Annotated in this window: 24 protein-coding genes; 12 read left to right on the forward strand and 12 right to left on the reverse strand. The window is 67.4% G+C overall.

Translation table 11 applies throughout. From position 1 onward, the window contains the following. Window positions 1–195 precede the first annotated feature (195 nt). Genes ACT2B0_RS10705 through ACT2B0_RS10745 form a run of 9 tightly spaced genes read left to right on the forward strand, consistent with a single transcriptional unit; the run spans window position 196 to window position 6,445 of the window. Window positions 196–2,352: a TonB-dependent receptor domain-containing protein gene (locus ACT2B0_RS10705; protein WP_473464515.1), complete on the forward strand. Its 2,157-nt coding sequence runs from the start codon at window positions 196–198 to the stop codon at window positions 2,350–2,352. A 2-nt stretch (window positions 2,353–2,354) separates the two neighbouring features. Beyond that, window positions 2,355–2,804: a hypothetical protein gene (locus tag ACT2B0_RS10710; protein ID WP_473464518.1), complete on the forward strand. Its 450-nt coding sequence runs from the start codon at window positions 2,355–2,357 to the stop codon at window positions 2,802–2,804. A 4-nt stretch (window positions 2,805–2,808) separates the two neighbouring features. Next, entirely contained in the window at window positions 2,809–3,522 is a 714-nt protein-coding gene (locus ACT2B0_RS10715) for a MotA/TolQ/ExbB proton channel family protein (RefSeq protein WP_473464520.1), read from the forward strand. Next, window positions 3,512–3,895, forward strand: coding sequence for a biopolymer transporter ExbD (locus ACT2B0_RS10720; RefSeq protein ID WP_473464523.1), 384 nt, complete (start codon window positions 3,512–3,514; stop codon window positions 3,893–3,895). Before ACT2B0_RS10715 ends, ACT2B0_RS10720 begins: the two co-directional genes overlap by 11 nt. A gap of 5 nt (window positions 3,896–3,900) precedes the next feature. Then, a complete protein-coding gene (locus ACT2B0_RS10725; protein ID WP_473464525.1) occupies window positions 3,901–4,308 on the forward strand; it encodes an ExbD/TolR family protein in 408 nt (135 codons plus the stop codon). After that, window positions 4,305–5,447 carry an energy transducer TonB family protein gene (locus ACT2B0_RS10730; protein WP_473464527.1) on the forward strand — a complete coding sequence of 381 codons (1,143 nt, stop codon included), beginning with the start codon at window positions 4,305–4,307 and terminating at the stop codon, window positions 5,445–5,447. The genes ACT2B0_RS10725 and ACT2B0_RS10730 overlap by 4 nt, the downstream gene beginning before the upstream one ends. A gap of 23 nt (window positions 5,448–5,470) precedes the next feature. After that, the gene (locus tag ACT2B0_RS10735) at window positions 5,471–5,740 is read left to right on the forward strand and encodes a hypothetical protein (RefSeq protein ID WP_473464529.1); all 270 of its coding nucleotides are present in this window, start codon (window positions 5,471–5,473) and stop codon (window positions 5,738–5,740) included. Between the two features lie 12 nt (window positions 5,741–5,752). Beyond that, window positions 5,753–6,067, forward strand: a complete 315-nt coding sequence (gene hmuQ / locus ACT2B0_RS10740; RefSeq protein WP_473464531.1) for a heme-degrading protein HmuQ — start codon at window positions 5,753–5,755, stop codon at window positions 6,065–6,067. Window positions 6,068–6,070: 3 nt separating this feature from the next. Beyond that, on the forward strand, window positions 6,071–6,445 hold the full coding sequence (locus tag ACT2B0_RS10745) for a VOC family protein (protein WP_473465914.1): 375 nt from the start codon (window positions 6,071–6,073) through the stop codon (window positions 6,443–6,445). Window positions 6,446–6,571: 126 nt separating this feature from the next. Here the strand turns inward: ACT2B0_RS10745 and putA are convergent, their stop codons facing one another. Next, window positions 6,572–10,183: a bifunctional proline dehydrogenase/L-glutamate gamma-semialdehyde dehydrogenase PutA gene (gene putA, locus ACT2B0_RS10750; RefSeq protein WP_473464533.1), complete on the reverse strand. Its 3,612-nt coding sequence runs from the start codon at window positions 10,181–10,183 to the stop codon at window positions 6,572–6,574. A 177-nt stretch (window positions 10,184–10,360) separates the two neighbouring features. Between putA and ACT2B0_RS10755 the strand changes: the two genes are divergently transcribed. Continuing rightward, on the forward strand, window positions 10,361–10,810 hold the full coding sequence (locus ACT2B0_RS10755) for an Lrp/AsnC ligand binding domain-containing protein (RefSeq protein WP_473464536.1): 450 nt from the start codon (window positions 10,361–10,363) through the stop codon (window positions 10,808–10,810). Between the two features lie 22 nt (window positions 10,811–10,832). Here ACT2B0_RS10755 and ACT2B0_RS10760 read toward each other — a convergent pair whose 3' ends face one another. Together ACT2B0_RS10760 and ACT2B0_RS10765 are read right to left on the reverse strand one after the other, a co-directional pair. Continuing rightward, a complete protein-coding gene (locus tag ACT2B0_RS10760) occupies window positions 10,833–12,038 on the reverse strand; it encodes a cytochrome-c peroxidase (protein ID WP_473464538.1) in 1,206 nt (401 codons plus the stop codon). A 10-nt stretch (window positions 12,039–12,048) separates the two neighbouring features. Beyond that, entirely contained in the window at window positions 12,049–12,429 is a 381-nt protein-coding gene (locus ACT2B0_RS10765; RefSeq protein ID WP_481658479.1) for a FixH family protein, read from the reverse strand. Window positions 12,430–12,636: 207 nt separating this feature from the next. On the opposite strand from ACT2B0_RS10765, the gene ACT2B0_RS10770 reads away from it, so the two are divergent. Further along, window positions 12,637–13,566 (forward strand): sugar kinase, encoded by a 930-nt coding sequence (locus tag ACT2B0_RS10770; RefSeq protein WP_473464543.1) that lies wholly within the window; start codon window positions 12,637–12,639, stop codon window positions 13,564–13,566. Here the strand turns inward: ACT2B0_RS10770 and ACT2B0_RS10775 are convergent. The 6 genes from ACT2B0_RS10775 to ACT2B0_RS10800 all read right to left on the reverse strand — a co-directional run bounded on the left by ACT2B0_RS10775 (window position 13,559) and on the right by ACT2B0_RS10800 (window position 19,794). Next, the gene (locus tag ACT2B0_RS10775) at window positions 13,559–14,575 is read right to left on the reverse strand and encodes an aldose epimerase family protein (protein WP_473464546.1); all 1,017 of its coding nucleotides are present in this window, start codon (window positions 14,573–14,575) and stop codon (window positions 13,559–13,561) included. The two genes, ACT2B0_RS10770 and ACT2B0_RS10775, sit on opposite strands and share 8 nt — an antisense overlap. A 68-nt stretch (window positions 14,576–14,643) precedes the next feature. Continuing rightward, complete coding sequence (locus ACT2B0_RS10780) at window positions 14,644–16,101, reverse strand: NAD-dependent succinate-semialdehyde dehydrogenase (protein WP_473464548.1); 1,458 nt, start codon at window positions 16,099–16,101, stop codon at window positions 14,644–14,646. A gap of 19 nt (window positions 16,102–16,120) precedes the next feature. Then, window positions 16,121–17,128, reverse strand: a complete 1,008-nt coding sequence (locus tag ACT2B0_RS10785; protein WP_473464549.1) for an Ldh family oxidoreductase — start codon at window positions 17,126–17,128, stop codon at window positions 16,121–16,123. Then, complete coding sequence (locus tag ACT2B0_RS10790) at window positions 17,128–18,057, reverse strand: NAD(P)-dependent oxidoreductase (RefSeq protein ID WP_481658480.1); 930 nt, start codon at window positions 18,055–18,057, stop codon at window positions 17,128–17,130. The genes ACT2B0_RS10785 and ACT2B0_RS10790 overlap by 1 nt, the downstream gene beginning before the upstream one ends. Before the next feature lie 208 nt (window positions 18,058–18,265). After that, a complete protein-coding gene (locus ACT2B0_RS10795) occupies window positions 18,266–19,447 on the reverse strand; it encodes a UxaA family hydrolase (protein WP_473464551.1) in 1,182 nt (393 codons plus the stop codon). 59 nt (window positions 19,448–19,506) lie between these two features. Next, window positions 19,507–19,794: a UxaA family hydrolase gene (locus tag ACT2B0_RS10800; RefSeq protein ID WP_473464554.1), complete on the reverse strand. Its 288-nt coding sequence runs from the start codon at window positions 19,792–19,794 to the stop codon at window positions 19,507–19,509. A 119-nt stretch (window positions 19,795–19,913) separates the two neighbouring features. On the opposite strand from ACT2B0_RS10800, the gene ACT2B0_RS10805 reads away from it, so the two are divergent. After that, entirely contained in the window at window positions 19,914–20,648 is a 735-nt protein-coding gene (locus ACT2B0_RS10805; RefSeq protein WP_473464556.1) for a GntR family transcriptional regulator, read from the forward strand. A 12-nt stretch (window positions 20,649–20,660) separates the two neighbouring features. Here ACT2B0_RS10805 and ACT2B0_RS10810 read toward each other — a convergent pair whose 3' ends face one another. The 3 genes from ACT2B0_RS10810 to ACT2B0_RS10820 are packed head-to-tail and all read right to left on the reverse strand — an operon-like array spanning window position 20,661 to window position 24,178. Beyond that, a complete protein-coding gene (locus tag ACT2B0_RS10810; protein WP_473464559.1) occupies window positions 20,661–21,611 on the reverse strand; it encodes an AEC family transporter in 951 nt (316 codons plus the stop codon). 58 nt (window positions 21,612–21,669) lie between these two features. Continuing rightward, window positions 21,670–22,815 (reverse strand): Gfo/Idh/MocA family protein, encoded by a 1,146-nt coding sequence (locus tag ACT2B0_RS10815; protein WP_473464562.1) that lies wholly within the window; start codon window positions 22,813–22,815, stop codon window positions 21,670–21,672. After that, the gene (locus ACT2B0_RS10820; RefSeq protein WP_473464564.1) at window positions 22,763–24,178 is read right to left on the reverse strand and encodes an L-fucose/L-arabinose isomerase family protein; all 1,416 of its coding nucleotides are present in this window, start codon (window positions 24,176–24,178) and stop codon (window positions 22,763–22,765) included. Before ACT2B0_RS10820 ends, ACT2B0_RS10815 begins: the two co-directional genes overlap by 53 nt. Between the last annotated feature and the right edge of the window lie 18 nt (window positions 24,179–24,196).

The raw sequence follows: 24,196 nt of genomic DNA on the forward strand, positions 1-24,196 counted from the left end.
CATTCGCGCCGGGCTTGCCGAAGAGCTGGCTGGGCGTCGTGAAACGTCGATTGATTTCTTGACACCATTAGTCAGGTTAATTACGAAGCGCAATACCGGAGTTTGAAATTCAAGTTTAAAACCCGGCAAGAACAATCACATGCGAGCAAGCCCCGGCCAGCCAGCATCTCAGCCTTTGGAATCAGGAGTTGGGTGATGGGGCTCGTGTCTCGTAACGTAGTTTGCCTTTTGGGGAGTGCCGCCATCGTCGCGATCGCGACGGCCGGCGCCACGCACGCGCAGGACGGCGCGCGAACCAACGACACCGACAAGAAAGGCCGCGTGACGCTGCTGCAGCGTCTCGTCCTCGGCGCCGGCGTCGAAAAAGTCGCCATCGACACGCCGCAATCCGTCAGTGTCGTCGAACAGGAAGACATCGACCAGGAGCAGGCGGCGACCGTCGGCGATGTCCTGAAGCGCATCCCCGGCGTCAACACGTCCGGCTCCGATCGCGCGTTCGGCCAGACCTTCAACATTCGCGGGATCGGCGCGCCCGAATCGGCCGGCGAGGAGGGCCGCATCATCGTCACTGTCGATGGCGCGACCAAATTCTACGAACAGTATCGCATGGGCGGATTCTTCTCGGATCCCGAACTTTACAAGAAGGTCGAGGTGCTGCGCGGACCTGCCTCCTCGACGCTTTACGGCTCGGGAGCGCTTGGCGGCGTCATCAATTTCGTTACCAAGGACGCCTCCGACTTCATCGCCGACGGCGATACCGGCGCGCTGCGCCTGAAGGGCGGTATCAATTCCAACCGCAATGGCTGGCTCGGCTCGGCGGTGTTTGCCCAGCGCATGAGCCCCGATGCCGAATTCCTGCTGTCGGGCAATTTCCGCCGCGCCGATCCCTATGTCACCGGAAACGGCACCGAAATCCGCAGCTCCGACTTTTCCGCCTGGTCGGGTCTTGCCAAGGGCACGTTTAATGTCGGCGAGGAAGGCCGGCTCAGGCTCTCCTACCAGCAGTGGGATTCCGATGCCGACGATCAGGATTATGCCCAGGTCGGCACCGAATCGCTGTTCGGCACGGTCGACCGCCACGTCGTCGACCGCACCGGCGTCGTGTCCTACGAAAACCCGTTCAGCGACAATGACTGGCTCGATGTGAAGGTTTCGGCCTCCTATTCCGACACCAGGGTCGACCAGACCGACGCAACCGGCAACCCGAGATTCGGGCTGACCTGCGCGACCAGCCTCTTGTTCTGCGACACCGAATACGGCTACCGCACCTGGCAGTTCAATGTGCAAAATACCAGCGCGTGGCGCGGCGAGAACTGGGAAAACTTTTTGACCTATGGCTGGCAGACCGCCTACCAGGTCCGCACCGCCGAGCCGATGACGCTGGCCGGCACGCCGGGCGGCATCAACTTCCATCCCGAGGGCACCGATCTGAAGACGGGCGTGTTCGTGCAGAACGAATTCGTCTGGGACGAGCGGCTGACGATCATTCCCGGCCTGCGTCTGGACTGGCACCGTCTGTCGCCGGGTACGAGCACCGGGCTGACCGCCTCCGACACCGACACCGCCGTCTCGCCCAAGATCGCCGCCCATTACCGCTTCAACGACCATGTCGCCCTGTTCGGCTCGATCGCCCATACCGAACGTTTCGCCACGCTCGACGAGGTGTTTTCCACCGGCGGCTCGCGCAATTCCTTCCTGCCCAGCTTGGACCTGAACAAGGAAGCCTCGAACAATTACGAGATCGGCTTTGCCCTGTCGGGCTACGACATCTTCCAGCAGGGCGATGGCGTGCAGTTGAAGACGACCGGCTTCTACAACGACATCTCCGATCTGATCAGCCTCAACCCGGCGCTGCGGCCGGGGCCGAACGCCCTGCCCGGCTACGTCAATATCGACAAGGCGCGCATCTACGGCTTCGAGGTCGAGCTCGCCTACGAATCGGACTTCGTGTTCGCCAATGCCGGCTATTCGCATGTCGTCGGCAAAGACCGCACGACCGGCGCCTATCTGACCACGGTCGCCCCGCACGAGCTGGCCTTCACGCTCGGCGGCAAGCTGCCGCAGCACGATCTCAGGTTCGGCTGGAAGGCGCGCGTGGTCGCGGCGCCGCAGGACCCCGCCCTGCGCGCCTCGCAGGCGACCTGGACCGGCACCTCGACACGCTTTGCCGACAGCTTCGACGTGCACGACGTCTTCGTGAGCTGGACGCCCCAGGACGGCCGGTTCGCCGGCTGGGAAGCCCAGTTCGGTGTCGACAATCTTTTCGACACCGAGTTTAAGGAGTTCCTGCACAACGACGCAGCCAAGGGCCGCACGTTCAAGCTTTCCCTCAGCAAGCAGTTCGGATGGTAACGATGAAAGAATGGGTGACGACCGCAAGCCGTATTCTGACCGCGATCCTTGCGCTGTCGCCCGTCGCGGGCGGCCCGGCCCTCGCTCAAACGAGCGAGCCGGGCCCCTCGCTGGCGCTCGAGCTCAACGCGATCGAGCCCGGCGACGGCGGCTGCCGTTTCACCTTCGTGATCGCCAACCGGCTCGGTGCGCCCCTCGACAAGGCGGCGTTCGAGATCGTGCTGTTCGACAAGGCCGGGCTGGTCGACCGGCTGGTGACGCTCGATTTCAAGGCCCTGCCGCAAGGCAAGACCAAGGTCAGGCAGTTCGACCTGCCAGGCGTCGACTGCGAAGGCATCGGCCGCGTGCTCGTTAACGACGCCACCCAGTGTGACGGCGCCGGGCTCGACGCGACCGCCTGCCTTCGGACCCTCGAACCGGCGACCAGAACCGCGGTCGAATTCGGAGTGTGATGCGATGAGACCCGACATTTTCAATGACGTGCGCGCCTTTCTCGAGCTCGGCGGCCCGGTTGTCGCCATCCTGCTCGTCCTGTCGGTGTTTGCGCTGGCGCTGATCCTGATCAAGCTTGCCCAGTTCTGGCGCGAGCGGGTCGGTTCCGGCGCAAAGGCCGACCGCGCCCTGCATCTGTGGGTTCACGGCAGCGTCGGCGACGCCCGCCAGATGGCCGAGGCGGATCCCTCGCCGGTTGGCGGCGCCCTGGCGACCGCGATGCGGCTTTCGGCCAACCGCGCCGCCTCCAAGGCGGTGATCGAGGACGAGATCGGCCGCGTGGCGGTGACGCGGCTGCACGCGTTGCAGCGTGGATTGCGCGCGCTCGACGCCATCGCCCAGATCGCGCCGCTGCTCGGCCTGTTCGGCACGGTGCTGGGCATGATCGAGGCGTTCCGGCAGTTGCAGGGCGCCGGCAGCGCCGTCGACCCGTCCCTCCTGGCCGGCGGCATCTGGGTCGCGCTCTTGACCACGGCCGCCGGGCTTGCCGTGGCGATGCCGGTCTCGCTGGTGCTGACCTGGTTCGAGACCCGGATCGAAAACGAGCGCGTGGCGATCGAGACCGTCACCACCGCCTTCCTGTCGCAGCAGGCGCTCGGCGCGACCGGCGCGCGACTAGACCACGACACGCCCGAAGCCGCCCAGCCGGCCGCAATGGGACAAAGCCATGCGCATTGAGATCGCCCGCCGTTCCCGGCGTCCGGTCTCCGTGACGTCGCTGATCGACGTCATCTTCCTGCTGCTGCTGTTTTTCATGCTGACCTCCACCTTCGCCAAATTCTCCGAGGTCGAGATCACCGGCGGCCGCGCCGGCGAGGCTGTCGCCGGCAAGCCCCCCGATATCATCGTTCGGCTGTCGGAGACGGACTGGCGCGTGAACGGGCGGCCTCTCACCGAAGCCGACGCGCTTGTGGAAATCGGCCGCCTGGAGCAGGCCGGCGCCGAAACCGCCGTGATTCTGGTACGTGGCGATATGACCTCCCAGGCCATGGTCGGCGCCATCGAGGCGATCCGCCGCGGCACCGGCCTGTCGCTTTCCGTCGCGCGGTAGACGCCATGAAGCTGCCACGCCCACGCCCCCGTCCAAGGCACGAATCGACGATCACCCTGATCAACATCGTCTTTTTGATGCTGATCTTCTTCCTGATCGCCGGCACGCTGACCCCGCCGATGGAGCGGGACGTCGCGCTGATCACCACGTCGCAGTCGGACCGCGCCGAACCGCCGCGCGCGCTGTTCGTGACCGGCGACGGCGCGCTGCTGGCCGCCGGCGCGCCCGTCACCGCAGCCGGCTATGTCGAGCGGTTGCGCGCCGCTTCCGACGCGGACGGAGCCATGCCCCTCGTCAAGGTCGCGGCCGACCGCGCCCTGCCGGCACGGGAGCTGATCGACATCGTCGCGGCGCTGCGCGACGCCGGCGCGGGCCGGATCGTCCTCGTCACCGAGCGGGGGGAGACGCCGTGAGACCCGCCCTAAAATGGTCGATCGCCGTCCTTGCCTCCGGCCTGGTGCATGCCGGCGCTGCCGCCTATCTGCTCGCCGAACGGCCCGAGGCGGTCGACATCGCCGGCTCGGCGGCGATGGAGGTCGCGCTTTTGGGTTCGTTCGAGGACGTCTTCGCCGCCGGCGAGCCGGCGCCCGACAGCGAAATCGTCGAGCCCGTCGACACGCCGGCCGAAACGGCGGCCGCCAGGGAGGCGCCGGCTGGCGAAACCGTCGAACCGGACGAAGCCGTCCAGCCCCGCCCGATACCCGAAACGGAAAGCCGCGAAATCGCCGCCCGGGCGGCCGACGCAGCCGAGACGACCAAAGCCGAGCCTCGGGTGGCCGATGTCACGGAAGCCGTGGCACCGCAGGCGCCGCAACCGGCGCAGGTGCTGGTGCCGGCCGACGCGGTCGCACCGGTCGAGCGGCCCGCCGAGGCAGAGCCCGTCGAAGCGACCGCGACCGCGCCCGAGCCGGCGGCGGAGACCGAGCCGGTCGAGACCGCGCGCGCCCAGATTACCCCGGTTGAGACGGCCGAGGCGCTGGCGCCGGTCGAGGAGATCGTCATTCCAGACGACGTGCCCCTGCCGACCGCGCGCCCGCAACCGCCAAAAATCCGGCAGGCCATGGTGCGGCCGGAAAAGCCGCGCGCCAGGGAGGCCCCGCGCAAAAAGTCCGAAACCCCGCCCAAACAGCGCCGGAAAACCCAGGCCGCCGGCCAGGGCGGCCGGGCCGAGCAGAGCACGCGGCGCGGCGAGGCCACCGGCAACGAGCGCGGCCGCGCGGCCGCGCAGGGCACCGGCAGCCGCAAGCAGGGCGCGGCCGGCAACGCCGCCGTCTCCAACTATCCCGGCAAGGTGGCGCGCAAGCTGCGCCGGGCGCTGCGCGGCGTGTCGCGCGCTGCCCGGCGCGACGCGCGGCGCGACGTCCATGTCCATTTCGTCGTCACCCGCAACGGCGGTCTCGGCTCGGTGCGCATCACCCAGAGCTCCGGCTCGGCCACGCTCGACAAGGCCGCCCTCGCCTCGGTGCGGCGCGCGGCCCCGTTCCCGCCAATACCGGACGCCGCCGGCCGCTCGAGCTGGAAATTTTCCGTCCCGCTCGGCCTGGCACGCTGACGCCCAACCGCGAAAGGACCGTCATGACCGGCATGCTCGCCTTCGACCGCCTCGCGGCCCAGCGCAATGGCGACGGGCTGGACCCGCGCCTGCGCGCCTTGCTTGAGGACCAGTTCGAACGCCGGCGGGCCGGCATCGTCGATCTCAACAAAACGCGCTCCGTCGATCTTTGCCAGGCCGGTCCGAACCCGTCCCGCAACCGGCCGGCCCGGCTGCCGCCCGGCGTGGTATCCTTTCCCGAACCGGACACCGGCCGCTGCGAGCGCACGCCAACACCCCTCTCCAAAGCCTGAAAGGACAGCGCCATGTATATCGCCATGAACCGTTTCAAGGTCAAAACCGGATCCGAAGCCGATTTCGAACAAGTCTGGAAAGGGCGCGAGTCCAGCCTGTCGGAGATGGACGGCTTCAAATCCTTCCACCTTCTGCGCGGACCGCGCAATGAGGACGAAGGCTATACGCTGTTTGCCTCCCACACGGTCTGGGCCAGCCACGACGACTTCCTCGCCTGGACCAGATCGCAGCAGTTCCGCGACGCGCACAAGAACGCCGGTTCCAACACGCCGCTTTATCTCGGCCATCCCCGGTTCGAGGGGTTTTCGGTGGTCGAGGGCGCATAGATGATGCCGGACCATCCCGACCGGCTCGAGGCGCTTCCGGTCCTGCCTTCGCTCGACCTCGACGAGACGCAGCGTTTCTATGGCGACGAACTCGGCTTCACCGCGACCCTCTACCGGGAACACGACTATCTCATCCTGCGCCGCGACGAAATCGAGCTGCATTTCTGGCTGACCGACGACCGCAGCCTGTGTGAGCGAAGCTCGGTCTATATTCGCGGCGGCGGCATCGGGCGCTGGCATGCCGACTTTCGCCGCCGCGGCGTCAAGAACCTGTCGGACCTCACCGTGCGGGCGTGGAACATGGAAGAGTTCTACATCCACGATCCGCACGGCAATCTGCTGCGTTTCGGCCGCGTTGCCCAGGCTGCGGCCGACTGAAGCGTTTCCAGGCGAAGTGGATACCGGTTCGCCGTTCAAAAACGCTTCAAAAACAATAATTTGGAGCCGATCTGCGATTCCGTGAAAAGCAGACCGGCTCAAAAGCGGACCCGGCCCGATCCGGGCTCACACGGCGGCGAGCAGGCTCGCATTGCCGCCGGCCGCCGTGGTGTCGACGCACACCGCCCGCTCGTGCGCATAGGCCGTCGGATCGATCACCTCCACCAGCACCGGCACGATCGGCCCGGTGCGCTGCGCAAGCTCTGTCCTGACAGCCCGCAGCGCCTCGTCCGCGGCCGCGAAGGCGACCAGGTCGACGGCGATCTCGGAAAGCACCGCCGGCGCCACCACGCCGTCGAGCGCGTTGACCGGCAGCCCTTTTGACAGAAGCGGCTGCAAGGCCTGCGTGGCCCCCGGCGCGACCGCCACGACCGCGTTGCCGGCGGCCAGCGCCTGCACGGTCTGGGCCAGGAGCATGTCGGGCTCCGGCCCCAGGCACAGCACCCGCCCGCGCGGCGGCAGCATCAAGGTGTTCGCCTCGCCGGTCGGCCCCGGCAGGTCGTAGGGTCCGAGATCGAGGCTGGCGGCGGCCGCCACCGCTTCGGCGCCCTTGCCGCGCAGGTGCTTTCTCAGGATGGCGATGCGGTCGCCGCGTCCGGCCCAGCCGTGCTTCACCGGATCGACGAAATGCTCCGCGATCATGGTGGCGTTGACCGGCTCGCCCGCCGCCGGCGCCGGGCGGTCTGCGCCGGACTTGCGGAAACGGCGCAGATAATGCGGCCCGCCCGCCTTCGGCCCGGTGCCCGACAGTCCCTCGCCGCCGAACGGCTGCGCGCCGACGACGGCGCCGATCTGGTTGCGGTTGACGTAGAGATTGCCGGCATGCACGCCGTCGACGAAACGCTGCACGCGCTCCTCGATGCGCGTGTGCAGGCCGAAGGTCAGCCCGTAGCCCTTCAGGTTGACCGCCGCGATCACCCGGTCGATCTCGTCGGCTCCAAAAGTCGCCACGTGCAGCACGGGTCCGAAAATCTCGCGCTCCAGTTCGCCGATCCCCGACACGCGCACGATGTGCGGGGCCACGAACTGGCCCCAGGCCGGCACCGGCAGCTTGAGCGCGACCTTGCCCTTGGCCTCCATCTCGGCGCAATAGGCGTTGATCGTCGTCTGCGCCTCGTCGTCGATCACCGGACCGACATCGCAGGCGATGTCGCGCGGATCGCCGACCACCAGCGCCTCCGCCGCCCCGCGCAGCATCTCCATCATCTTCTTTTCGACGTCCTTTTGCACGTAAAGTACGCGCAGCGCCGAGCAGCGCTGGCCGGCGCTCTGGAACGACGAGGCGAGAATGTCGCGCACAGCCTGTTCGGGCAGAGCGGTCGAGTCCACCACCATGGCGTTGAGCCCGCCGGTTTCGGCGATCAGCATCGCGTCCGGCGGCGCCGTCTCGGCGAGCTGGCGCTCAATCAGCCGTGCGACCTCGGTCGAGCCGGTAAAACAGACCCCCGCGATCTCGGGCCGCGCCACCAGCGGCGCGCCCACCGACGGACCGTCCCCCGGCAAAAGCTGCAGGATTGCGGCGGGAATGCCGGCCTCGTGCAGGAGCGCCACCGCCCTGGCGGCGATCAGCGGCGTCTGCTCGGCCGGCTTGGCGATCACCGCATTGCCGGTGACGAGCGCGGCCGCGATCTGGCCGGTGAAGATGGCGAGCGGAAAATTCCACGGCGAGATGCAGGCAATCACCCCGCGCGCCTGGCTGTTGGCCTCCGCCTTCGCCGCCTCAGCGGCGTAGTAGCGCAAGAAATCGACCGCCTCGCGAAGTTCCGCCACGCCGTCGGCCAGCGTCTTGCCGGCCTCGCGGGTGCACAGCGCGAAAAACTCGGCCGCATTGTCCTCGTAGAGATCGGCGGCTTTGGCAAGCATGGCCGCGCGCGTTGCGACCGGTAGCATGGCCCAGTCCGGCTGCGCGACGGCCGCGACCCGGACCGCGTCCTTGACGATATCCGCCGTCGCCTCCTCCACCGTGCCGACCGTGTCGTCGGGCCGGGCCGGATTGACGATCGCCCGTTTCGCGCCCGCGCCGGCGGCCGGCGTGATCGGTTTTGCCGTCCAGGTAAAGCCGGCATCGAACGGCTTCCGCGCCGCCTCGATTTCGGCGAAGGTGACGGGGTCGGTCAGATCCCATCCCCTGGCGTTGCGCCGTCCGCCGCCATAAATCCCGGCCGGCATCGGGATTGCCGGATTGTGGGCGCGGCCCTGGCCGGCGATCACGGCGAACGGATCGCGCGCGATCTCCTCCGCGCTCACCTCCTCGTCAACGATCTGGTGCACGAACGAGGAATTGGCCCCGTTTTCGAGCAACCGGCGCACGAGATAGGCCAGAAGGTCGGAATGCGCGCCGACCGGCGCATAGATGCGGCAGCGCGTGCCTTCGCGCTTGCGCACCGCCTCGTGCAGCGCCTCGCCCATGCCGTGCAGGCGCTGGAACTCAAAGCTGCTTCTGTCGTCGGCGATCGCCAGGATCGCGGCCACGGTGTGGGCGTTGTGGGTGGCGAATTGCGGATAGATGCGGTCGGTCATGGCGAGCAGCTTGCGCACGCAGGCGATGTAGGACACGTCGGTGTTGACCTTGCGGGTGAACACCGGATAGCCGGCAAGCCCAAGCACCTGGGCGCGCTTGATCTCGGTATCCCAATAGGCGCCCTTGACGAGCCGCACCATGATCCTGCGGTCGAGCTTTTCGGCGAGCGCGTGCAGCCAGTCGATGGTGAAGGCCGCGCGCGGCCCGTAGGCCTGCACGACCACGCCGAACCCGTCCCAGCCGGCGAGCTCCGGGTCGGCCAGCACCTGTTCGATCACGTCGAGCGACAGGTCGAGCCGGTCGGCCTCCTCGGCATCGATATTGAGCCCCATGCGGGCATCGCGCGCGGCATAGGCAAGCGCGCTGAGACGCTCGACCATCACCGGCAGCATGCGTTCGCGCTGCGCGAATTCGTAACGCGGATGCAGTGCCGAGAGCTTGACCGAAATGCCGGGATTGCGGCGAATGTCGTCGCCCGAAGCATGCGCGGCCAGAGCCGCGATCGCATCGGCATAGGCGCGATGATAGCGCTTGGCATCGGTCTCCGTACGCGCCGCCTCGCCGAGCATGTCGTAGGAATAGAGATAGGCTTTCTGCGTATAGGCGCGGCCGCGCTTGACCGCCTCGGCGATGGTGCGGCCGAGCACGAACTGCTCGCCCATCTCGCGCATCGCCGCCGACACAGCGGTGCGGATCACCGGTTCGCCGAGCCGGCGCACCATGCCGCGCAGGGTGCGTTCGATGCCGCCCTCGCCTTCCTCCAGAACCCGTCCGGTCAGCATCAGCGCCCAGGTCGAGGCGTTGACGAAGATCGAGCTCGATTCGCCCGAATGCGCCGACCAGTCGTGCGGCGCGATCTTGTCGCGGATCAGATCGTCGACGGTCTCGGCGTCTGGCACCCTGAGCAGCGCCTCCGCCAGGCACATCAGCGCCACGCCCTCCTTGGTCGAAAGCCCGTATTCGGACAAGAACACTTCCATCATCTGCGGATCGGACGAACCGCGCACGGCCCGCACCAGATCGGCCGCCCGCGCCGAGATCGCCATACGCTCGTCGTCCGACAATCCGGCCAGTGCGACCAGGCGTTCGAGCGCGGCATCCTCGTCGGGCAGATAATTGGCGCGGATCAGCGCCCGATGCTTGGAAAGTGCGGACATCGTCATGGACCTCCTCTCGTCACAATAGGCTTGCCTGCCGTAGAGCGGTCAAGCCGGGCCGTCGGTAACGGTGATACCATTTCGCCAGCCATGACAACGCCCAAAACACTGGCATTTTCGACGCAAACGACCTAAAGATAAGAAGCATCTCAGATCAATAGATTTACCAAATAAGCAATGACAGATCGTTTGGACCGTATAGACCGCAACATCGTCGCGGCGCTGGCGCGCCAGGGCCGGCTGTCCATGGCCGAACTCGCCGCCAAGGTCGGCCTGTCCAAGACGCCGGTGCAGGCGCGGGTCCGGCGGCTGGAGGCCGACGGCTATATTCGCGGCTACGCGGCGATCGTCGATCGCGAACGCATGGGCGAAGGCCATATCGCCTTCGTCCAGGTCAAGCTCTCCGACACCCGTTCGGCCGCGCTCGACGCCTTCAACCGCGCCGTGCTCGGCGTGGCCGAGATCGAGCAGTGCCACATGATCGCGGCGAGCTTCGACTATCTGTTGAAGGTGCGCACCAGGGACATCGCCGCCTATCGCCGCGTGCTGGGCGAAAAGATCTCCGCCCTGCCCCATGTGGCGCAGACCTCGACCTATGTGGCGATGGAAACCGTCAAGGACCGCTGAGGGGTTCTTCGCAACCGAAGGCCTAGTTCAGCGTCTTCAGAAACGCCACCAGCGCCGCCTTGCCGCGCTCGGTCAGCCGCACCGGCCGCAGCTCGCTTGCGCCGGCCGGCGATGTCGGCGCGTTCGCATAGTGCTCGACCACCGCCTCCAGCGTTGCGATCTGCCCGGCATGCATATAGGGCGCGCGCTGCGCCACGCCGCGCAGCGACGGCGTCTTGAACGCCCGTTCCAGCTCGGGACCGTCGCGCAGCATGAAACGCAGCTCCGCGCAGTCGCCTTCGGCTGCGTCGCTGAAATCGCCCTGGCAGTTGAATGGGTCGGCCAGAAGCCGCGCAATCGCGCCGGCCCGCTCGCGGCCTGCCGGCGCCTGCGGATCGTCGGCAACACCGGTATTGTGGAAATGGTCGTCGGTGAAGCGCGGTCCGTTGTGGCATTCCAGGCAGTTGGCGCTGCCGACGAACAGCCTCAGCCCTTCCCGTTCGAGATCGCTGAAGGCGGCATCGCCTTCGGGCGGCTCGCCGCGCGCGAGCGCGGCCGCATAACGGTCGAAGCGCGTCTTGACCGGCGGGATCGTGCGTTCGAAGGCCGCGATCGCCTTGCCGACATTGGCGAAAGCGCCGTTGACGGCCCGTCGCGCCGTCTCGTCCAGCCCAGCCCAGGCCGCCCGCTCGGAACCAGTGCCGAACGGGCCGGCCGCCGTCGGCAGAACCGCAGGCGCCGGCAGCGGCCCGAACACCGCCTCGTAGCCGGCGCGATGATGGCGCGCGACCAGCCGGACGACACCGCTGCGCGTCAGCCCGTGCTCGAGCGGGTTTTCCAGCGGCTCGAGCGCCTGGCTCCACAGCGAATCCTTGCGCCCGTCCCAGAAGAAGAACAGGTTCCACGCCGCGCCGGCGAGCGGCATGGTGCGGCGCGGGCCGGTGCCGAGCGCCTGGGCGCGCGGCAGGTCGTCCTGAAATTGGCGTTGCGGATCGTGGCAGGTGGCGCAGGCGACGGCGCCGTTGGCGCTCAGCCGCGTGTCGAAAAACAGCGCCTTCCCGAGGGCGGCCGCGCCCGGATCGTCGGCCAATTTGTTGGAAACGGATGCCGGCGTCGCGCCGAGGGCGGCCAGCGACAGCGAGGCGACGGCCTGGCGCTCGGCCAGGCTCAGCCCGTCCTCGCCGCAGCCGCCAAGCAGCGCCGGCGCGGCGGCGACAAGGACGCAGGCGAGAGTATTCAGGCTGGCCATGGTCTCGCGGTCACAGTCTGATGTTGAAACGGACCGTATCCTCGCCGGGTCCGGCCCGCACGGTGAAGTCCAGCACCCACCAGCCGCCCATGTTGAACCGCACCCCCTCGATCCGGTAGCGCCCCTCGCCGAGATAGGTCGTCATCTCAGGGCTGGTCGGCAGGCCGTGGCCGTGATCGGGCATGCCGCCGCCGACCTCGATCTGCGCATCTTCGACCGGCGTTCCGTCCGGCACGGTCAGCGTCAACACCCAGCCATGCAGCTCGCCGGTCTCGACGGGTTCCGCCTCGGGCGCGATCGCGACGACGTAAAGGCCGTTCACGGTCGGTTTGGAACGCGCCAGATCGAGCGTCTCCGAGCCCGTCCCGCCGGGATCGTAGAAATAGATCACGCCGAGGGCCAGAACGGCTGCGGCAACCAGGGCGACAAGGAATTCTGCTCATGCCTCCTTTTCGAACCAAATCGCCCCGAAGACAACCGCTTCGCGACCTCGGGACGGCAGAACGCACCACAGCACTCTCGCAACGACCCAATCCGACAATCGACAGCAGAGCATCGACCCGTGTAGGAGCAAGGTCCAGAATCGGAGAAAGACGGAATGCGGGCAGGACATATCGCGGCGGTCGGAGAATGCATGCTGGAACTCGCCGGCGCCGAGGACGGATTGTGGCGCATGGGCCATGCCGGCGACACGTTCAACACGCTGTGGGCGCTCCGCGCGCTGACCGACACCGCGCAGGCATGTGACTATGTGTCGGCCTTCGGCGACGATCCGTTCTCGGCCGCGCAGATCGGCTTCATGCAGGAAAGCGGCATCGGCGTCGCGGCAAGTCCGATGATCGCCGGTGCCCGCCCCGGCCTTTACGCCATCACGCTCGACGGCGCGGAACGCTCCTTTACCTACTGGCGCTCCGAGGCCGCCGCCCGCCGGCTCGCTGACGACGCAGGCCCGTTGGCGAAAAGCCTTCAAAACCGAGCGCTTATCTATTTTTCCGGAATCACTTTGGCAATTCTCGACGCGCCCGCCCGGCGGCGACTGTTCGACGCGCTCGCCACAGCGCGCGCCGCCGGCGCGACGGTCGCCTTCGATCCCAATTACCGGCCGCGCCTGTGGCCGTCGGCCGCCGCCGCCAAGGCCGCGATTGGCGAGGCGCTGGCGCTCACCGACATCGCCCTGCCGACCTTTCCCGACGAAAACGCGCTGTTCGCCGACCCAAAGCCGGCCGCGACCGCCGACCGGCTGGCCAAGGCCGGCATCGGCGAAATCGTCGTCAAGGACGGCGCCGATCCCGCGCTGGTTGTCTGCAACGGCCGCGCCGAACCGATTGCCGCCGTCGCGGTGGAAAACCCGGTCGACACCACCGGCGCCGGCGATTCCTTCAATGGCGGCTATCTGGCCGCGCGCCTTTCCGGCCATCCGCCGCACGCGGCGGCGCGGCGCGCCCACCAGGTCGCGGCGGCCGTGGTCCAGGTCCATGGCGCGCTGGCGCCGTTTTCGATCCTGCGGGCGGCGTTCGAGCCTATCTGAAACGGTATTCCGTCACCTGGCGGTAGCGGTCGCCGGGCCACAGCACGGCCTGCGGGAAATAGGGCCGGTTCGGCGCGTCCGGCCAGACCTGCGGTTCGAGGCAGAAACCGGCATGCGCGAGGTAGCGGCGCCCGCCGAGCCCTTCGGCCTGCGGCGCGAGCTTGTGGCCGGCGTAAAACTGGATGCCGGGCTCGGTGGTCCACACCTCCATCTCCACCCCCGAATGCGCGCTCTGCACCCAGGCCGCCTGGCGCAGGGGGCCGCGCGCGGCCGCCAGGCAGAAATTGTGGTCGTAGGCGAGTTGAGCGTTGTGTTCGTCGGCATGGCGGATCGGCCGCGGCAGCAGAAAATCAAACGCCGTGCCTTCCACCGGCGCCACCACCCCGGTCGGGATCATCTCCGCGTCGACCGGCAGATAGGCTAAGGCCGCGATCATCGCCCGGTGGTCCAGAATGTCGCCGCTGCCGCCATCGTCGAGGTTGAAATAGGAGTGGTGGGCGAGATTGCACAGCGTCGGCGCGCCGGCGGTGGCGCTCAGTTCCACCGACAGCGTGCCGGGAAGCTTCAGCCGGTAGGTGCACGACAATTCGAGATCGCCCGGAAACCCCATCGTGCCGGCGGCGTCCTTGAGCGACAGCGCGACGAAATCCGCGCCGTGGGCCTCCAACCGCCAGACCCGCTTGCCGGTCCCCGCCGAGCCGCCATGCAGCGTGTGCTTGCCCAGAAAATTGCGGTCGGCCTCGAAGCGCTGGCCCTCGATGGTGAAATGGCCGTCGCGGATGCGGTTGGCGTAACGACCGGCTATCGCCCCGAAATAGGGCGAATGCGCCGGATAATCGGCAAAACGCTCAAAACCCAGCACCAGCGGCGCGTCATGGCCCGACAAACGCAGATCCTGGACGACGGCGCCCCAGGTCAGGATGTTGGCCCGCAGCCCGCCGCCGGCAATGGCGAGGCGGTGCACCGCCTCGCCCGCCTCGGTCGTGCCGAACAATTCGGGGCCTGCCATGTCCCGCTCCGTCGATGGCTACAATCGGTGGATCGCCGGCCCTGCGCGGGGCCGGCGGCTGCGTCGCATCAGAGGCCGAGGCCGCCGATGCAGACATATTTGGTGTCGAGATAATCGTCGATGCCCTGATGGCCGCCCTCGCGCCCGAGGCCGGACTCCTTGACCCCGCCGAACGGCACCTCGACCGTGGTGATCAGGCCCTCATTGACGCCGACCATGCCGTATTTCAGCGCCTCGCTGACCCGGAAGGCGCGGCCGAGATCGCCGGAATAGAAATAGCAGGCCAGGCCGAATTCGGTGTCGTTGGCCATGGCGACCGCCTCGTCCTCGGTCTCGAAGCGGAACACCGGCGCGACCGGACCGAAAATCTCCTCCTTCATCACCCGCATGGCCGCGGTGGCGCCGGAGATCACCGTCGGCTCGAAGAACGAGCCGCCGAGGTCGTGGCGCTTGCCGCCGGTGACGACCGTGCCGCCCTTCGCGGTCGCGTCGGCGATCAGCTCCTCGACCTTCTCGACCGCCTTGGCGTCGATCAGCGGCCCCTGCTGGGTGCCGTCGTCGAGCCCCGCGCCGACCTTCAGCTTGCGCGAGGCGGCGGCGAGCTTTTCAACGAAGGCGTCGTAGACGCCGGCCTGGACGAAAAACCGGTTGGTGCACACGCAGGTCTGACCGGAATTGCGGTATTTGGCCACCATCGCGCCTTCGACGGCGCGGTCGATGTCAGCATCGTCGAAAACCACGAACGGCGCATTGCCGCCGAGTTCCATCGACACCTTCTTCACCGTCGAGGCCGATTTCTCGATCAGCATCTTGCCGATCTCGGTCGAGCCGGTGAAGGTGATCTTGCGCACCAGCGGATTGGAGCACAATTCGTCGCCGATCTCGCTCGCCGAACCGGTGACGATGTTGACCACCCCCTTCGGGAAACCGGCTTCCTCGCACAACGCGCCCCAGGCAAGCCCCGAATAGGGCGTCTGCGAGGCGGGCTTGACCACCGCCGTGCAGCCGGCGGCAAGCGCCGGGCCGATCTTGCGCGCCAGCATCGAGGAGGGAAAATTCCACGGCGTGATCGCCGCGATCACGCCCACCGGCTCCTTGGTGACCAGCAGGCGGCGGTCGGCCCACGGGCTCGGCACCACGTCGCCATAGGTGCGCCGGCCTTCCTCCGCGAACCACAGAACATAGGCGGCCGAAATCGCGATCTCGCCCTTGGCCTCGATAAGCGATTTGCCCTGCTCCATCGTCAAGAGCTCGGCCAGCGGGTCCTGGTTTTTCAGAATGAGATCGTGCAGCCGGCGCAGCAATTTGGACCGTTCGTTGGCCGACGTCTTCCTCCACGACTGGAAGGCCTTTTCGGCCGCCTCGATGGCGCGCCTGGTCTCCGCCTTGCCAGATTTCGGTACCGTGCCGATCGTTTGCCCGTTGGCCGGGTTGGTCACGTCCAGCGTCGCGCCGGAATCGGCATCGACCCACTCGCCGCCGATCAGGTTGGCCTGACGCATGTAATGGCTGGTCTTCTGCAACATAAATCGCCTCCGTGCCGCGCTACCCGGCGGCAATGGTTTCTATCTCGTGAACAAGCGCCGAATCGAGCGGAATGCCGTCGCGCTGCAAACGGTGTCGGATTTCGTGCCGTCTTTGCCCCGGCACGCGCGCTCCATCCGTTTCGCCGACAATTTGCGACATTTCGGCAAACCGGGCAACCGCACCGACGGCGCCGAAGGCGGCTGGATCGATTGCAATCACAAGCTGACCGGTCCCGGGCGGCGCGCCCTCGGCATCGAAGAACGAGGTTTGCTCGTAGGCATAGTTGGCGCCGGTCAGCCCGGCCGCCAGCAGCTCGACCATCAACGCCAGCGCGGTGCCCTTGGCATCGCCAAGCGGCACCATCGTGCCGGCAAGCGCGGCCTTGGCGTCGGTGGTCGGGTTGCCGGCGCTGTCGAGCGCCCAGCCCTCGGCAATCGGTTCGCCCTTCTGCCGGGCGGCCATGATCTTGCCGCGCGCGACTTTCGACAGCGACACGTCGATCACCACCGGCGCGCCGCCCTCGACCGGACAGGCAAAGGCGACCGGATCGGTGCCGTAAAGCGGCCGCCGGCCGCCCCAGGGCGCCATCGCCGCCGGCGCGTTGGCAAAAAGCAGCGCCACCAACCCCTTCTCGGCCAGCGCCTCCACCGTCAGCCCGGCCACCCCGGCATGGTGCGAACGCCTGATGCCGGCCAGCGCCACGCCCTGGGCCGGCGCGATCTGGGCGAGCCGGGCGACGGCGAGTTCGAGCGCGGGATAGGCAAAACCGTGCGCGGCGTCGATCTGGACGGCGCCCGGCCGGGTCAGGGTCGCGCTCGCGGTGGCGAAGCCGTCGACCTTGCCGGCCCGCGCCTGGGCGGCATAGGCCGGCACCCGGCGCAGGCCGTGACCGCCCTGCCCGGCCAGTTCGGCGCCGACCAGGGCGCGCGCCACCGCCTCGGCATTGTTGGCCGCCGTGCGCGAAGCCGTCAGCGCCGCCACACACAGGCGATGCGCTTCCTCGGCCGACAAAAGACGTTCACCCATCACCGCGCCTCCAGATGCGCCAGCACCGCGTCGGCGATCACCGCCGAGACGCGGATATTCGATTCCACCGTCACCCCGGCAATATGCGGCGTCAGGATCAGATTGGGCAGGCCGACGAATTTCTTCCCGGCCTCGGCCGTCAGCGGCTCGACCTCGAACACGTCGAGCGCGGCCCCGCCGATCCTTCCCGCACGCAACGCGGCGGCAAGGGCGGCTTCGTCGATCACCCCGCCGCGCGCCGCGTTGACGAGGATCGCATCGTCCTTCATGCGCGCGAGCTCGGCCGCGCCGATCATGTGCCTGGTCGTCGCCGTCAAAGGCACGTGCAGGCTCACGACATCGGCCGTCGCGAGCAGCGCGTCGAGCATCATCGGCCGCGTGGTTCCCCAGGCCGGATCGCCCGCGTCGAGCAGCGGGTCGTGCGCAACGACCGCCATGCCGAGCGCGCGCGCGCGCGCCGCGACCTCGCGCGCGATCGCGCCGTAGCCGATCAACCCGATCGTCCTGCCCGACAATTCGCGGCCGATCAGCGTCTGGCGCGGCCAGGCGCCGGCGGCTACGTCACCGCTTGCCGCATAGGCGCCGCGCAACAGCGTCATCGCCGTCGTGATCACATATTCGGCCACCGACAAATCGTTGGCGCCGGTCGCCGGAACCACGGCGATGGCGCGCGCCGCGCAGGCGGCCAGGTCGATATTGTCGAGGCCGACGCCGAGACGGCCGACCATCTCCAGACGCGGCGCAGCCGCCAGCAGCGCGCCGCGCACCTGGGTGCGATTGCGCACCACGAGCACGCGCGCTTCGGCAAGGGCGGCGGCCAGGGCGTCCGGCCGGTCGACGAGCGTGGCGTCGTAGAGCGTGTCGTGACGCCGACGCATGCGTTCGACGGCAGCCTCATCCATGAATTCGGCGATCACGATCTCTGGCATGGGCAATGCGGTTTCCCGTTTGAGAGCCGCCCGGCATCACGCGGGCGGCCGATAATATCAAGTCGCCGCCGCCGGCCCATAACCGGCACAAGCGGCGACGAAAGGAGGAGCCGCGACGAGATCGTCGCGAAATTGCGGGCGATGGAAGCGACAATGCACCGCCTATGCCGGCGAGCGGACCGGACACCCGATCTCGCTACCGGGGCGCTCAGGCGCTCCGGTAGAGCTTGGTCATGACGAATTCGCGATGGCCGAGCGCCTCGGCGGCGGTGCTGCGGCCGCTCGCCGTGCGCATGATCATGTCGATCAGCGCGTCGCCGGCATCGTCGATCGTCATCTCCCGGCGCAGGATGCCGGACACGTCGAGGTCGACATGCTCGCCCATGGTACGCACCGTGCGCGGATTGGCGGTGATCTTGATCACCGGTACGATCGGGTTGCCGATCACGTTGCCCTGGCCGGTCGGAAACGTGTGCACGACATAACCGCCGGCCGCCATCAGCGTCACGCATTCGGCCGCCGCCGACGAACTGTCCATGAAATAGAGCCCCTTGCCCGCGTTGGGCGCCTCGACCGGCTCCAATATGTCGATGAATTTCGACGTGCGGCCGATCTTTTCCAGATTGCCGAGCGCCTTTTCCTCGATCGTCGTCAGCCCGCCCTCGATATTGCCCTTGGTGGGCTGGCTCTCCGACAGATCGTCGGTCTGATGCGCGAAGATGACGTCGTCCTGATAGGCCTTCCACATCGCATACCAGCGCTCGCCGACCTCCGGGCTGACCGCGCGCTGCTTGCAGATATGCTCGGCGCCCGTGATCTCGGAGGTCTCGCCGAAACAGCCGTAAATGCCTTCCGGCAGCAGCTTGTCGTACATGTTGCCGACCGTCGGGCACGACCCGAGCCCGGTTGTCGTGTCGCTCTCGCCGCATTTGGTGGACACCCACAGCTCGCCAACCGCGCAGTCCTCGCGCTGCAGCTCGGTGGCGTAATGGACGAATTCCTTCGCCTTGCGCGAGGCGTCCATGATCGTCTTCAGGTCGCCGTTCTGCTCGATCGAGAACCCGGCCACCGGCTTGCCGGTTTCAGCGATTCCGTCGACGATCTTCTGTGTCCAGCCCGGCTCGATGCCGATCACGATGCAGGCCGCCACGTTGGGATTGGCGCCGGTGCCGATCATGGTGCGGAAATGCAGGTCGAGGTCGGCGCCGAACTGCAGCCTGCCATAGGCGTGCGGCAGCGCCAGCGTGCCCTTGATATTGTTGGCCACCGCCTCGCAGGCGGCATTGGAGATGTCGTCCACCGGCAGGATGACGACGTGGTTCCTGACGCCCACCCGGCCATTGTCGCGCCGGTAGCCCTTGAATGTCAGATTGGAATAGTTCGCGGCCATCTTCGCTTTTCCCGTGCCAATTTCGTGCGATGCGGAAAACCCGTTCCCGCGTCCGGCGCCTACCAGCGCTTGGTCTTCAGATTGTGGACGTGCACGTGTTCGCCGCGCGCCACATCGGCCACGAAGCGCCCGATATCCTCGCCATATTTGATCGCGGTGTCGCCGTCGGCGATGTCGCGAAGCGCCACTTTGTGGCCGATCGGGACGTCGTTTCCGGCTTCGATCTCGAAACTGGAATCGTCCTCGGTGACGACGGCCAGCATGCGGGTTCCCGCCGTCAGCCCCTCGACCACGACAACACCGACATTGTCCTTCCGATCATGCACGAGCAGGTGTGGAATGGTCATGAAATCCCGTCAGCTCCCATTTGGAATGCTCAAGTCTTATATAAGACATAAGATATAAAATTCTGGCAATGTCAATTCCGACCGGCTAGAAAATCAGGGTCCGATACGGGGATTCGGTCATGAACGAGAACGCGCCAGCCACCACATTCGCCTACAAGCCGCTCTACATGCAGGTGAAGGATCAGCTCGTCCGGCGCCTGATCGACGGCGAGTGGCAGCCGGGCCAGTTAATCCCCTCAGAGATGGAGCTGGCGCGCCAGGTCGGGGTCAGCCAGGGCACGATCCGCAAGGCGCTCGACGCGATGACGGCGGAGAACCTTTTGATCCGGCGCCAGGGTCGCGGCACCTTCGTCGCCAGCCCTGAGGAAAGCCGCATCCTGTTCCAGTTCTTCCGGATGGTGCCGGACGACGGCGAGACCTCGTTTCCGCAATCGCGCATCCTCAAGCGCGAACGGGCCCGCGCGACCCGCCGCGACGCCCAGGCGCTGGACCTGCAGGCCGGCGAGGCCGTGTGGCTGACCGAGCGGCTGCGCTCGATCCGCGACAGGCCGCTGCTGGTGGAAACGATCCGCCTGCCCGCGGCCCGGTTTGCGGGCTTTGGCGACGTCGCCGACCTGCCCAACAACGTTTACGGGCTTTATTCGCAGCGTTGGGGTGTCACCATCGCAAGGGCCAGCGAGCGGTTGAAAGCGGTCGCGGCGTCAGAGGCGGACGCGGCCTACCTCGGCTGCAAAACCCACACGCCGCTGCTGGAGATCACGCGCGTGGCCTATGATCTGGAAAACAAACCGGTCGAACTGCGCGTCTCACGCTGCCTGACCGACATGGCCCATTACGCCGCCGAACTGCGCTGAGCCTCCCCCGCCTCAGCCGAACACGGCCTGCAGCACCAACAGCCACAGCGAAATGGTGACCACCGCGCAGCTCGTGGCGATCATCATCGCATTTGTCGAGATCGCCTGGCCGGTGCCGAACTGGACGGCGATCAGATAGGCATTGACGCCGGTCGGCAGCGACGCGGTGATGACGGCGACCTGGGCTGCCAGCGGCGGCAGGCCAAACGCCAGCGCCAGGACCAGGGTCAGCGCCGGCATCAAGATCAGCTTGAGCCCGGCAAGGGCGACGCCGGCGCGCAGATTGCCGGCAATGCCGTAGCGACGCAGGCCGAGACCGATCGAAAACAGCGCCAGCGGCCCGGCAATGCCGGCCAGCGCGTCGACGAAGCGCAAACCGAGGCCGGGCAGTTGCAAACCGGTAAAGCGGAAGGCGAGCCCTGCCAGAATGCCCGCGATGATCGGATTGCGCAAAAGCTTGCCGAAAAAATCGGAAACCATGGCGGACAGGCGCGGCGCGCCGTCGCGGCTGCCGTCGAGAATCGCGAAAACGACGATCGAGGCGGCCATCATCACCACCAGATGCACCGACACGATCAGCGCCAGGATTTCGAATCCGGCCTGACCGAACACGCCGAGCACCAGCGGAATGCCGAGCAGAACCGTGTTGGAGAATGAGGCCGATACGCCGCCGACCACCCCGGCGCGCGCATCGCGACCGAAGACCCGCGTGGTGACGAACTGGCCGAGCGCCCAGGCGATCGCCACCGAAGTGAAATAGGTAATCCACAAGGACCAGGGCGCCGCGCCGTGGAAATCGGCGCTTTGCATGGTCTTGAACAACAACAGCGGCACCGCGACCGCGACCGCGAATTCGGCCAGCGCATCGCCGGCTTCCGCCTTCAGATAGCCGGTCACGCCGGCGAGGTAGCCGAGCGCGATCAGACCGAAAATGAACAACACAGCTTCGACTTCGGCGGACATGCCTGCCTGATAGGCAAGTCGGCGGCCGCCGGCAAGGCAGGCCGCCGGTCGGCCGGCTTCAAAGCGCGATCGCCGAGCCCGTCCTGGCGCTTTCCTCCGCCGCCTGGCCGATCATCACCGCGCGCATGCCGTCCTCGAGCGTGACTTCGGGCGTTCCGCCGTGGCGCACCATGTCGAGAAATTTCCGGTGCTGGAAAAAGGTCGAGCCGTGATGGTCGCCCGCCGCCAGGATGACGGGATCGACATGGATTTCCTCGCGCACGGGCTGTTTGGTGGCGCGCGGCGAAACGACCAGCTCCGACATCCGCTCGCGCCCGTCGGGCGAAAACCGGGCCGGCCCGGGCACGAACGCCTCGATCGAGGCCAGATCCCCGGTCGCGGCGATCTGCTCCTGCCAGGAGGCCCCTTCGGCAAACATGCACAGATCGAGCATGGCGCGTACGCCGTTGTCGAAATCGACGACGACGAAGGCGTTGTCGAGAATGTCGGCCGGCCGGCCGTGATAGGTTTCGCCGACGAAATTGACGTCCATGGCGCCCGAGGCGTAGACGCGCCTGGCCTCCGCGCCGGCCATAAACCGCATAAGATCGAAGAAATGACAGCATTTTTCGACCAAAGTGCCGCCGGTACGCACGGAAAACCGGTTCCAATCGTCGATTTTCTGCAAAAACGGAAAGCGATGCTCGCGAATCGCGATCATTTTGAGCCGCCCCGCCTCGCCGGCCCGCACTTTGTCGATCAGCCGCTCGACCGGCGGCATATAGCGATATTCCATCGCCACCCAGGCCGGAGCGGCCGCCTTTTCGGCAAGCCGCAATATCGCCCGGCAATCGTCGAGCGTGGCGCAAAGCGGCTTTTCCACCAGCACCGGCTTTTGCGCCGCCAGCACGTCGGCGAGCACGGCGGCATGGGTGTCGTTGGGGCTGGCGATCACCACGCAGTCGAAGCCGCCGGCCGACAGCAGGTCGCGATGATCCCGGTACTGCGCCAGCCCGGCGCGGCCGCCCGCCGCCGCCTGGGCCAGGCTGTCGGCATTCGGATCGGCGAGCGCGGTGATCTCCGCGCCCTCGAGCAAAGCGATGTTGCGCATATGCTCGCGGCCCATCATGCCCGTGCCGATCACGGCGTAGCGTATCGCGCCGGCGCGCATGTCAGAGGTCGAGGACGGGGATGCCGAGGGTTTCGGCGGCGGCTCCGAGAGCATCGCGATGGTCTCCATAAGCGAGCGCGAGGTGATGCTCGAGCGCCGCGCCCATGACGCGATCGAGCAGTTCTGCCGCCGGCGTGTCGAAGCGCACCACGCCCGACGTACCGGTAAACGCCATCGGCCGCTTGAGCATCTCGCCGCCACCGATTACGGCCGTCGTGCGGCCGCGCGCCTGGCTGATGCGAAAAAAGGTGACCCGACCCGGCTTGAGCGGGAACTGGTAAAGCAGCGGCATCTTGCGGTTGGTATGGATGGTCGCCTGCGGCGCGAAATCCGGATCGGCCATCGACAGCGGCGCCTGGCCGCAATGCCACACCACGCCGCTATTATCGGCGGCGTCGAGATCGACGAGATCGGTCAAAAAGGCCGGCGCGCCGGCGACACGCTGCAGAAGCAGGCTCGACAAAGCGCCATAGACGTCGGCCTCGCAGGCGCACGGAACGCGCGCCTCGCCCAGCATCGCCACCGGCCCGCACACCGCCCCGCCATATTCGGTAAAGGTTTCCGGCCAGCAGCGGATCGCAAACGCATCGTAGCCATTGTCGACGCGCAAGCCGTCGAGCGCGACCTTGAGACGGTAGGACCGGTCGAGCTGGCCCTGATCGACGCGGTCCAGTCCGCCAAGCGTCGTTTGCGCATGCGCCGCGACCGTTTCGACGGCTTTGTCCTCCGCCGCGCCTGCGCGTTGGAACAAGGTGTCGAGTTCGAGCTCTTCGACATGCACACCCGCCAGCGCGGCGATCCGCTCCTCGTCGTAGGCGCAGGTATCGAAGCCGTCCGGATGCTGGCCGATGCGGCCGATACGCGCACCGCGCAGGCTGAGCGCGGCCTGTCGCCCGCGCGGATCGCCGCCTGTCGCCGGCCGTGCCGGTTCCGGCCGCGCGATGCGCTCGCCCGCAAGCAATGCGGCCAGATCGCGATCGGTCTCCGCCGCCTGCGGGTCGGCATAGAGATAGCCGAAGGGGCGCTGGGCAAGGCCGAGCGCGTGCGCGGCCAGGTTGAGCCCGCAAAACGCGTTCAGCCTCAACCGTTCGCCGAGACGCGGTTCCGGCACCGCCCAGATCGACAACGGGCCGGAAAACGCCCGCGCCGCCTCGGCCACCATGCCGGCATCGGTGAAGGTGACCTGCAGCACGAGCACCTGGTCGGGGACGCTCGCCGATAAGTCGGCGACCGCGGCGCGCGCGGCACCGGGGTCGAGCAGCAGCAACCGGGGGCCCGTCAGCTCGGCGCCGGCGCGCTCGAGCGCGGCCAGCATCGCCGCCAGCCTCTCCTCGGCGAACGCAACGTCGAAGGTCGGCCGCGCGAAGGGCAGGATCGCGATCTTGCCTTTGCCGGGCGCTTTGGCTTTGCTTCCCATCCCGTATCCCTATATCCA

Source organism: Nitratireductor sp. J20-h4 (genome assembly GCF_056780505.1).

Bases quoted from the DNA above. Each gene is read 5' to 3' on its own strand.
- ACT2B0_RS10770 (WP_473464543.1), top strand. From the start codon at position 12,637: ATGCGGGCAGGACATATCGCGGCGGTCGGAGAATGCATGCTGGAACTC.
- ACT2B0_RS10800 (WP_473464554.1), bottom strand. From the start codon at position 19,794: ATGACCATTCCACACCTGCTCGTGCATGATCGGAAGGACAATGTCGGT.
- hmuQ (WP_473464531.1), top strand. From the start codon at position 5,753: ATGTATATCGCCATGAACCGTTTCAAGGTCAAAACCGGATCCGAAGCC.
- ACT2B0_RS10745 (WP_473465914.1), top strand. From the start codon at position 6,071: ATGCCGGACCATCCCGACCGGCTCGAGGCGCTTCCGGTCCTGCCTTCG.
- ACT2B0_RS10775 (WP_473464546.1), bottom strand. From the start codon at position 14,575: ATGGCAGGCCCCGAATTGTTCGGCACGACCGAGGCGGGCGAGGCGGTG.
- ACT2B0_RS10755 (WP_473464536.1), top strand. From the start codon at position 10,361: ATGACAGATCGTTTGGACCGTATAGACCGCAACATCGTCGCGGCGCTG.
- ACT2B0_RS10805 (WP_473464556.1), top strand. From the start codon at position 19,914: ATGAACGAGAACGCGCCAGCCACCACATTCGCCTACAAGCCGCTCTAC.
- ACT2B0_RS10810 (WP_473464559.1), bottom strand. From the start codon at position 21,611: ATGTCCGCCGAAGTCGAAGCTGTGTTGTTCATTTTCGGTCTGATCGCG.
- ACT2B0_RS10760 (WP_473464538.1), bottom strand. From the start codon at position 12,038: ATGGCCAGCCTGAATACTCTCGCCTGCGTCCTTGTCGCCGCCGCGCCG.
- ACT2B0_RS10790 (WP_481658480.1), bottom strand. From the start codon at position 18,057: ATGCCAGAGATCGTGATCGCCGAATTCATGGATGAGGCTGCCGTCGAA.
- ACT2B0_RS10705 (WP_473464515.1), top strand. From the start codon at position 196: ATGGGGCTCGTGTCTCGTAACGTAGTTTGCCTTTTGGGGAGTGCCGCC.
- ACT2B0_RS10720 (WP_473464523.1), top strand. From the start codon at position 3,512: ATGCGCATTGAGATCGCCCGCCGTTCCCGGCGTCCGGTCTCCGTGACG.
- ACT2B0_RS10785 (WP_473464549.1), bottom strand. From the start codon at position 17,128: ATGGGTGAACGTCTTTTGTCGGCCGAGGAAGCGCATCGCCTGTGTGTG.
- putA (WP_473464533.1), bottom strand. From the start codon at position 10,183: ATGTCCGCACTTTCCAAGCATCGGGCGCTGATCCGCGCCAATTATCTG.
- ACT2B0_RS10725 (WP_473464525.1), top strand. From the start codon at position 3,901: ATGAAGCTGCCACGCCCACGCCCCCGTCCAAGGCACGAATCGACGATC.
- ACT2B0_RS10710 (WP_473464518.1), top strand. From the start codon at position 2,355: ATGAAAGAATGGGTGACGACCGCAAGCCGTATTCTGACCGCGATCCTT.
- ACT2B0_RS10780 (WP_473464548.1), bottom strand. From the start codon at position 16,101: ATGTTGCAGAAGACCAGCCATTACATGCGTCAGGCCAACCTGATCGGC.
- ACT2B0_RS10815 (WP_473464562.1), bottom strand. From the start codon at position 22,815: ATGCTCTCGGAGCCGCCGCCGAAACCCTCGGCATCCCCGTCCTCGACC.
- ACT2B0_RS10795 (WP_473464551.1), bottom strand. From the start codon at position 19,447: ATGGCCGCGAACTATTCCAATCTGACATTCAAGGGCTACCGGCGCGAC.
- ACT2B0_RS10735 (WP_473464529.1), top strand. From the start codon at position 5,471: ATGACCGGCATGCTCGCCTTCGACCGCCTCGCGGCCCAGCGCAATGGC.
- ACT2B0_RS10820 (WP_473464564.1), bottom strand. From the start codon at position 24,178: ATGGGAAGCAAAGCCAAAGCGCCCGGCAAAGGCAAGATCGCGATCCTG.
- ACT2B0_RS10715 (WP_473464520.1), top strand. From the start codon at position 2,809: ATGAGACCCGACATTTTCAATGACGTGCGCGCCTTTCTCGAGCTCGGC.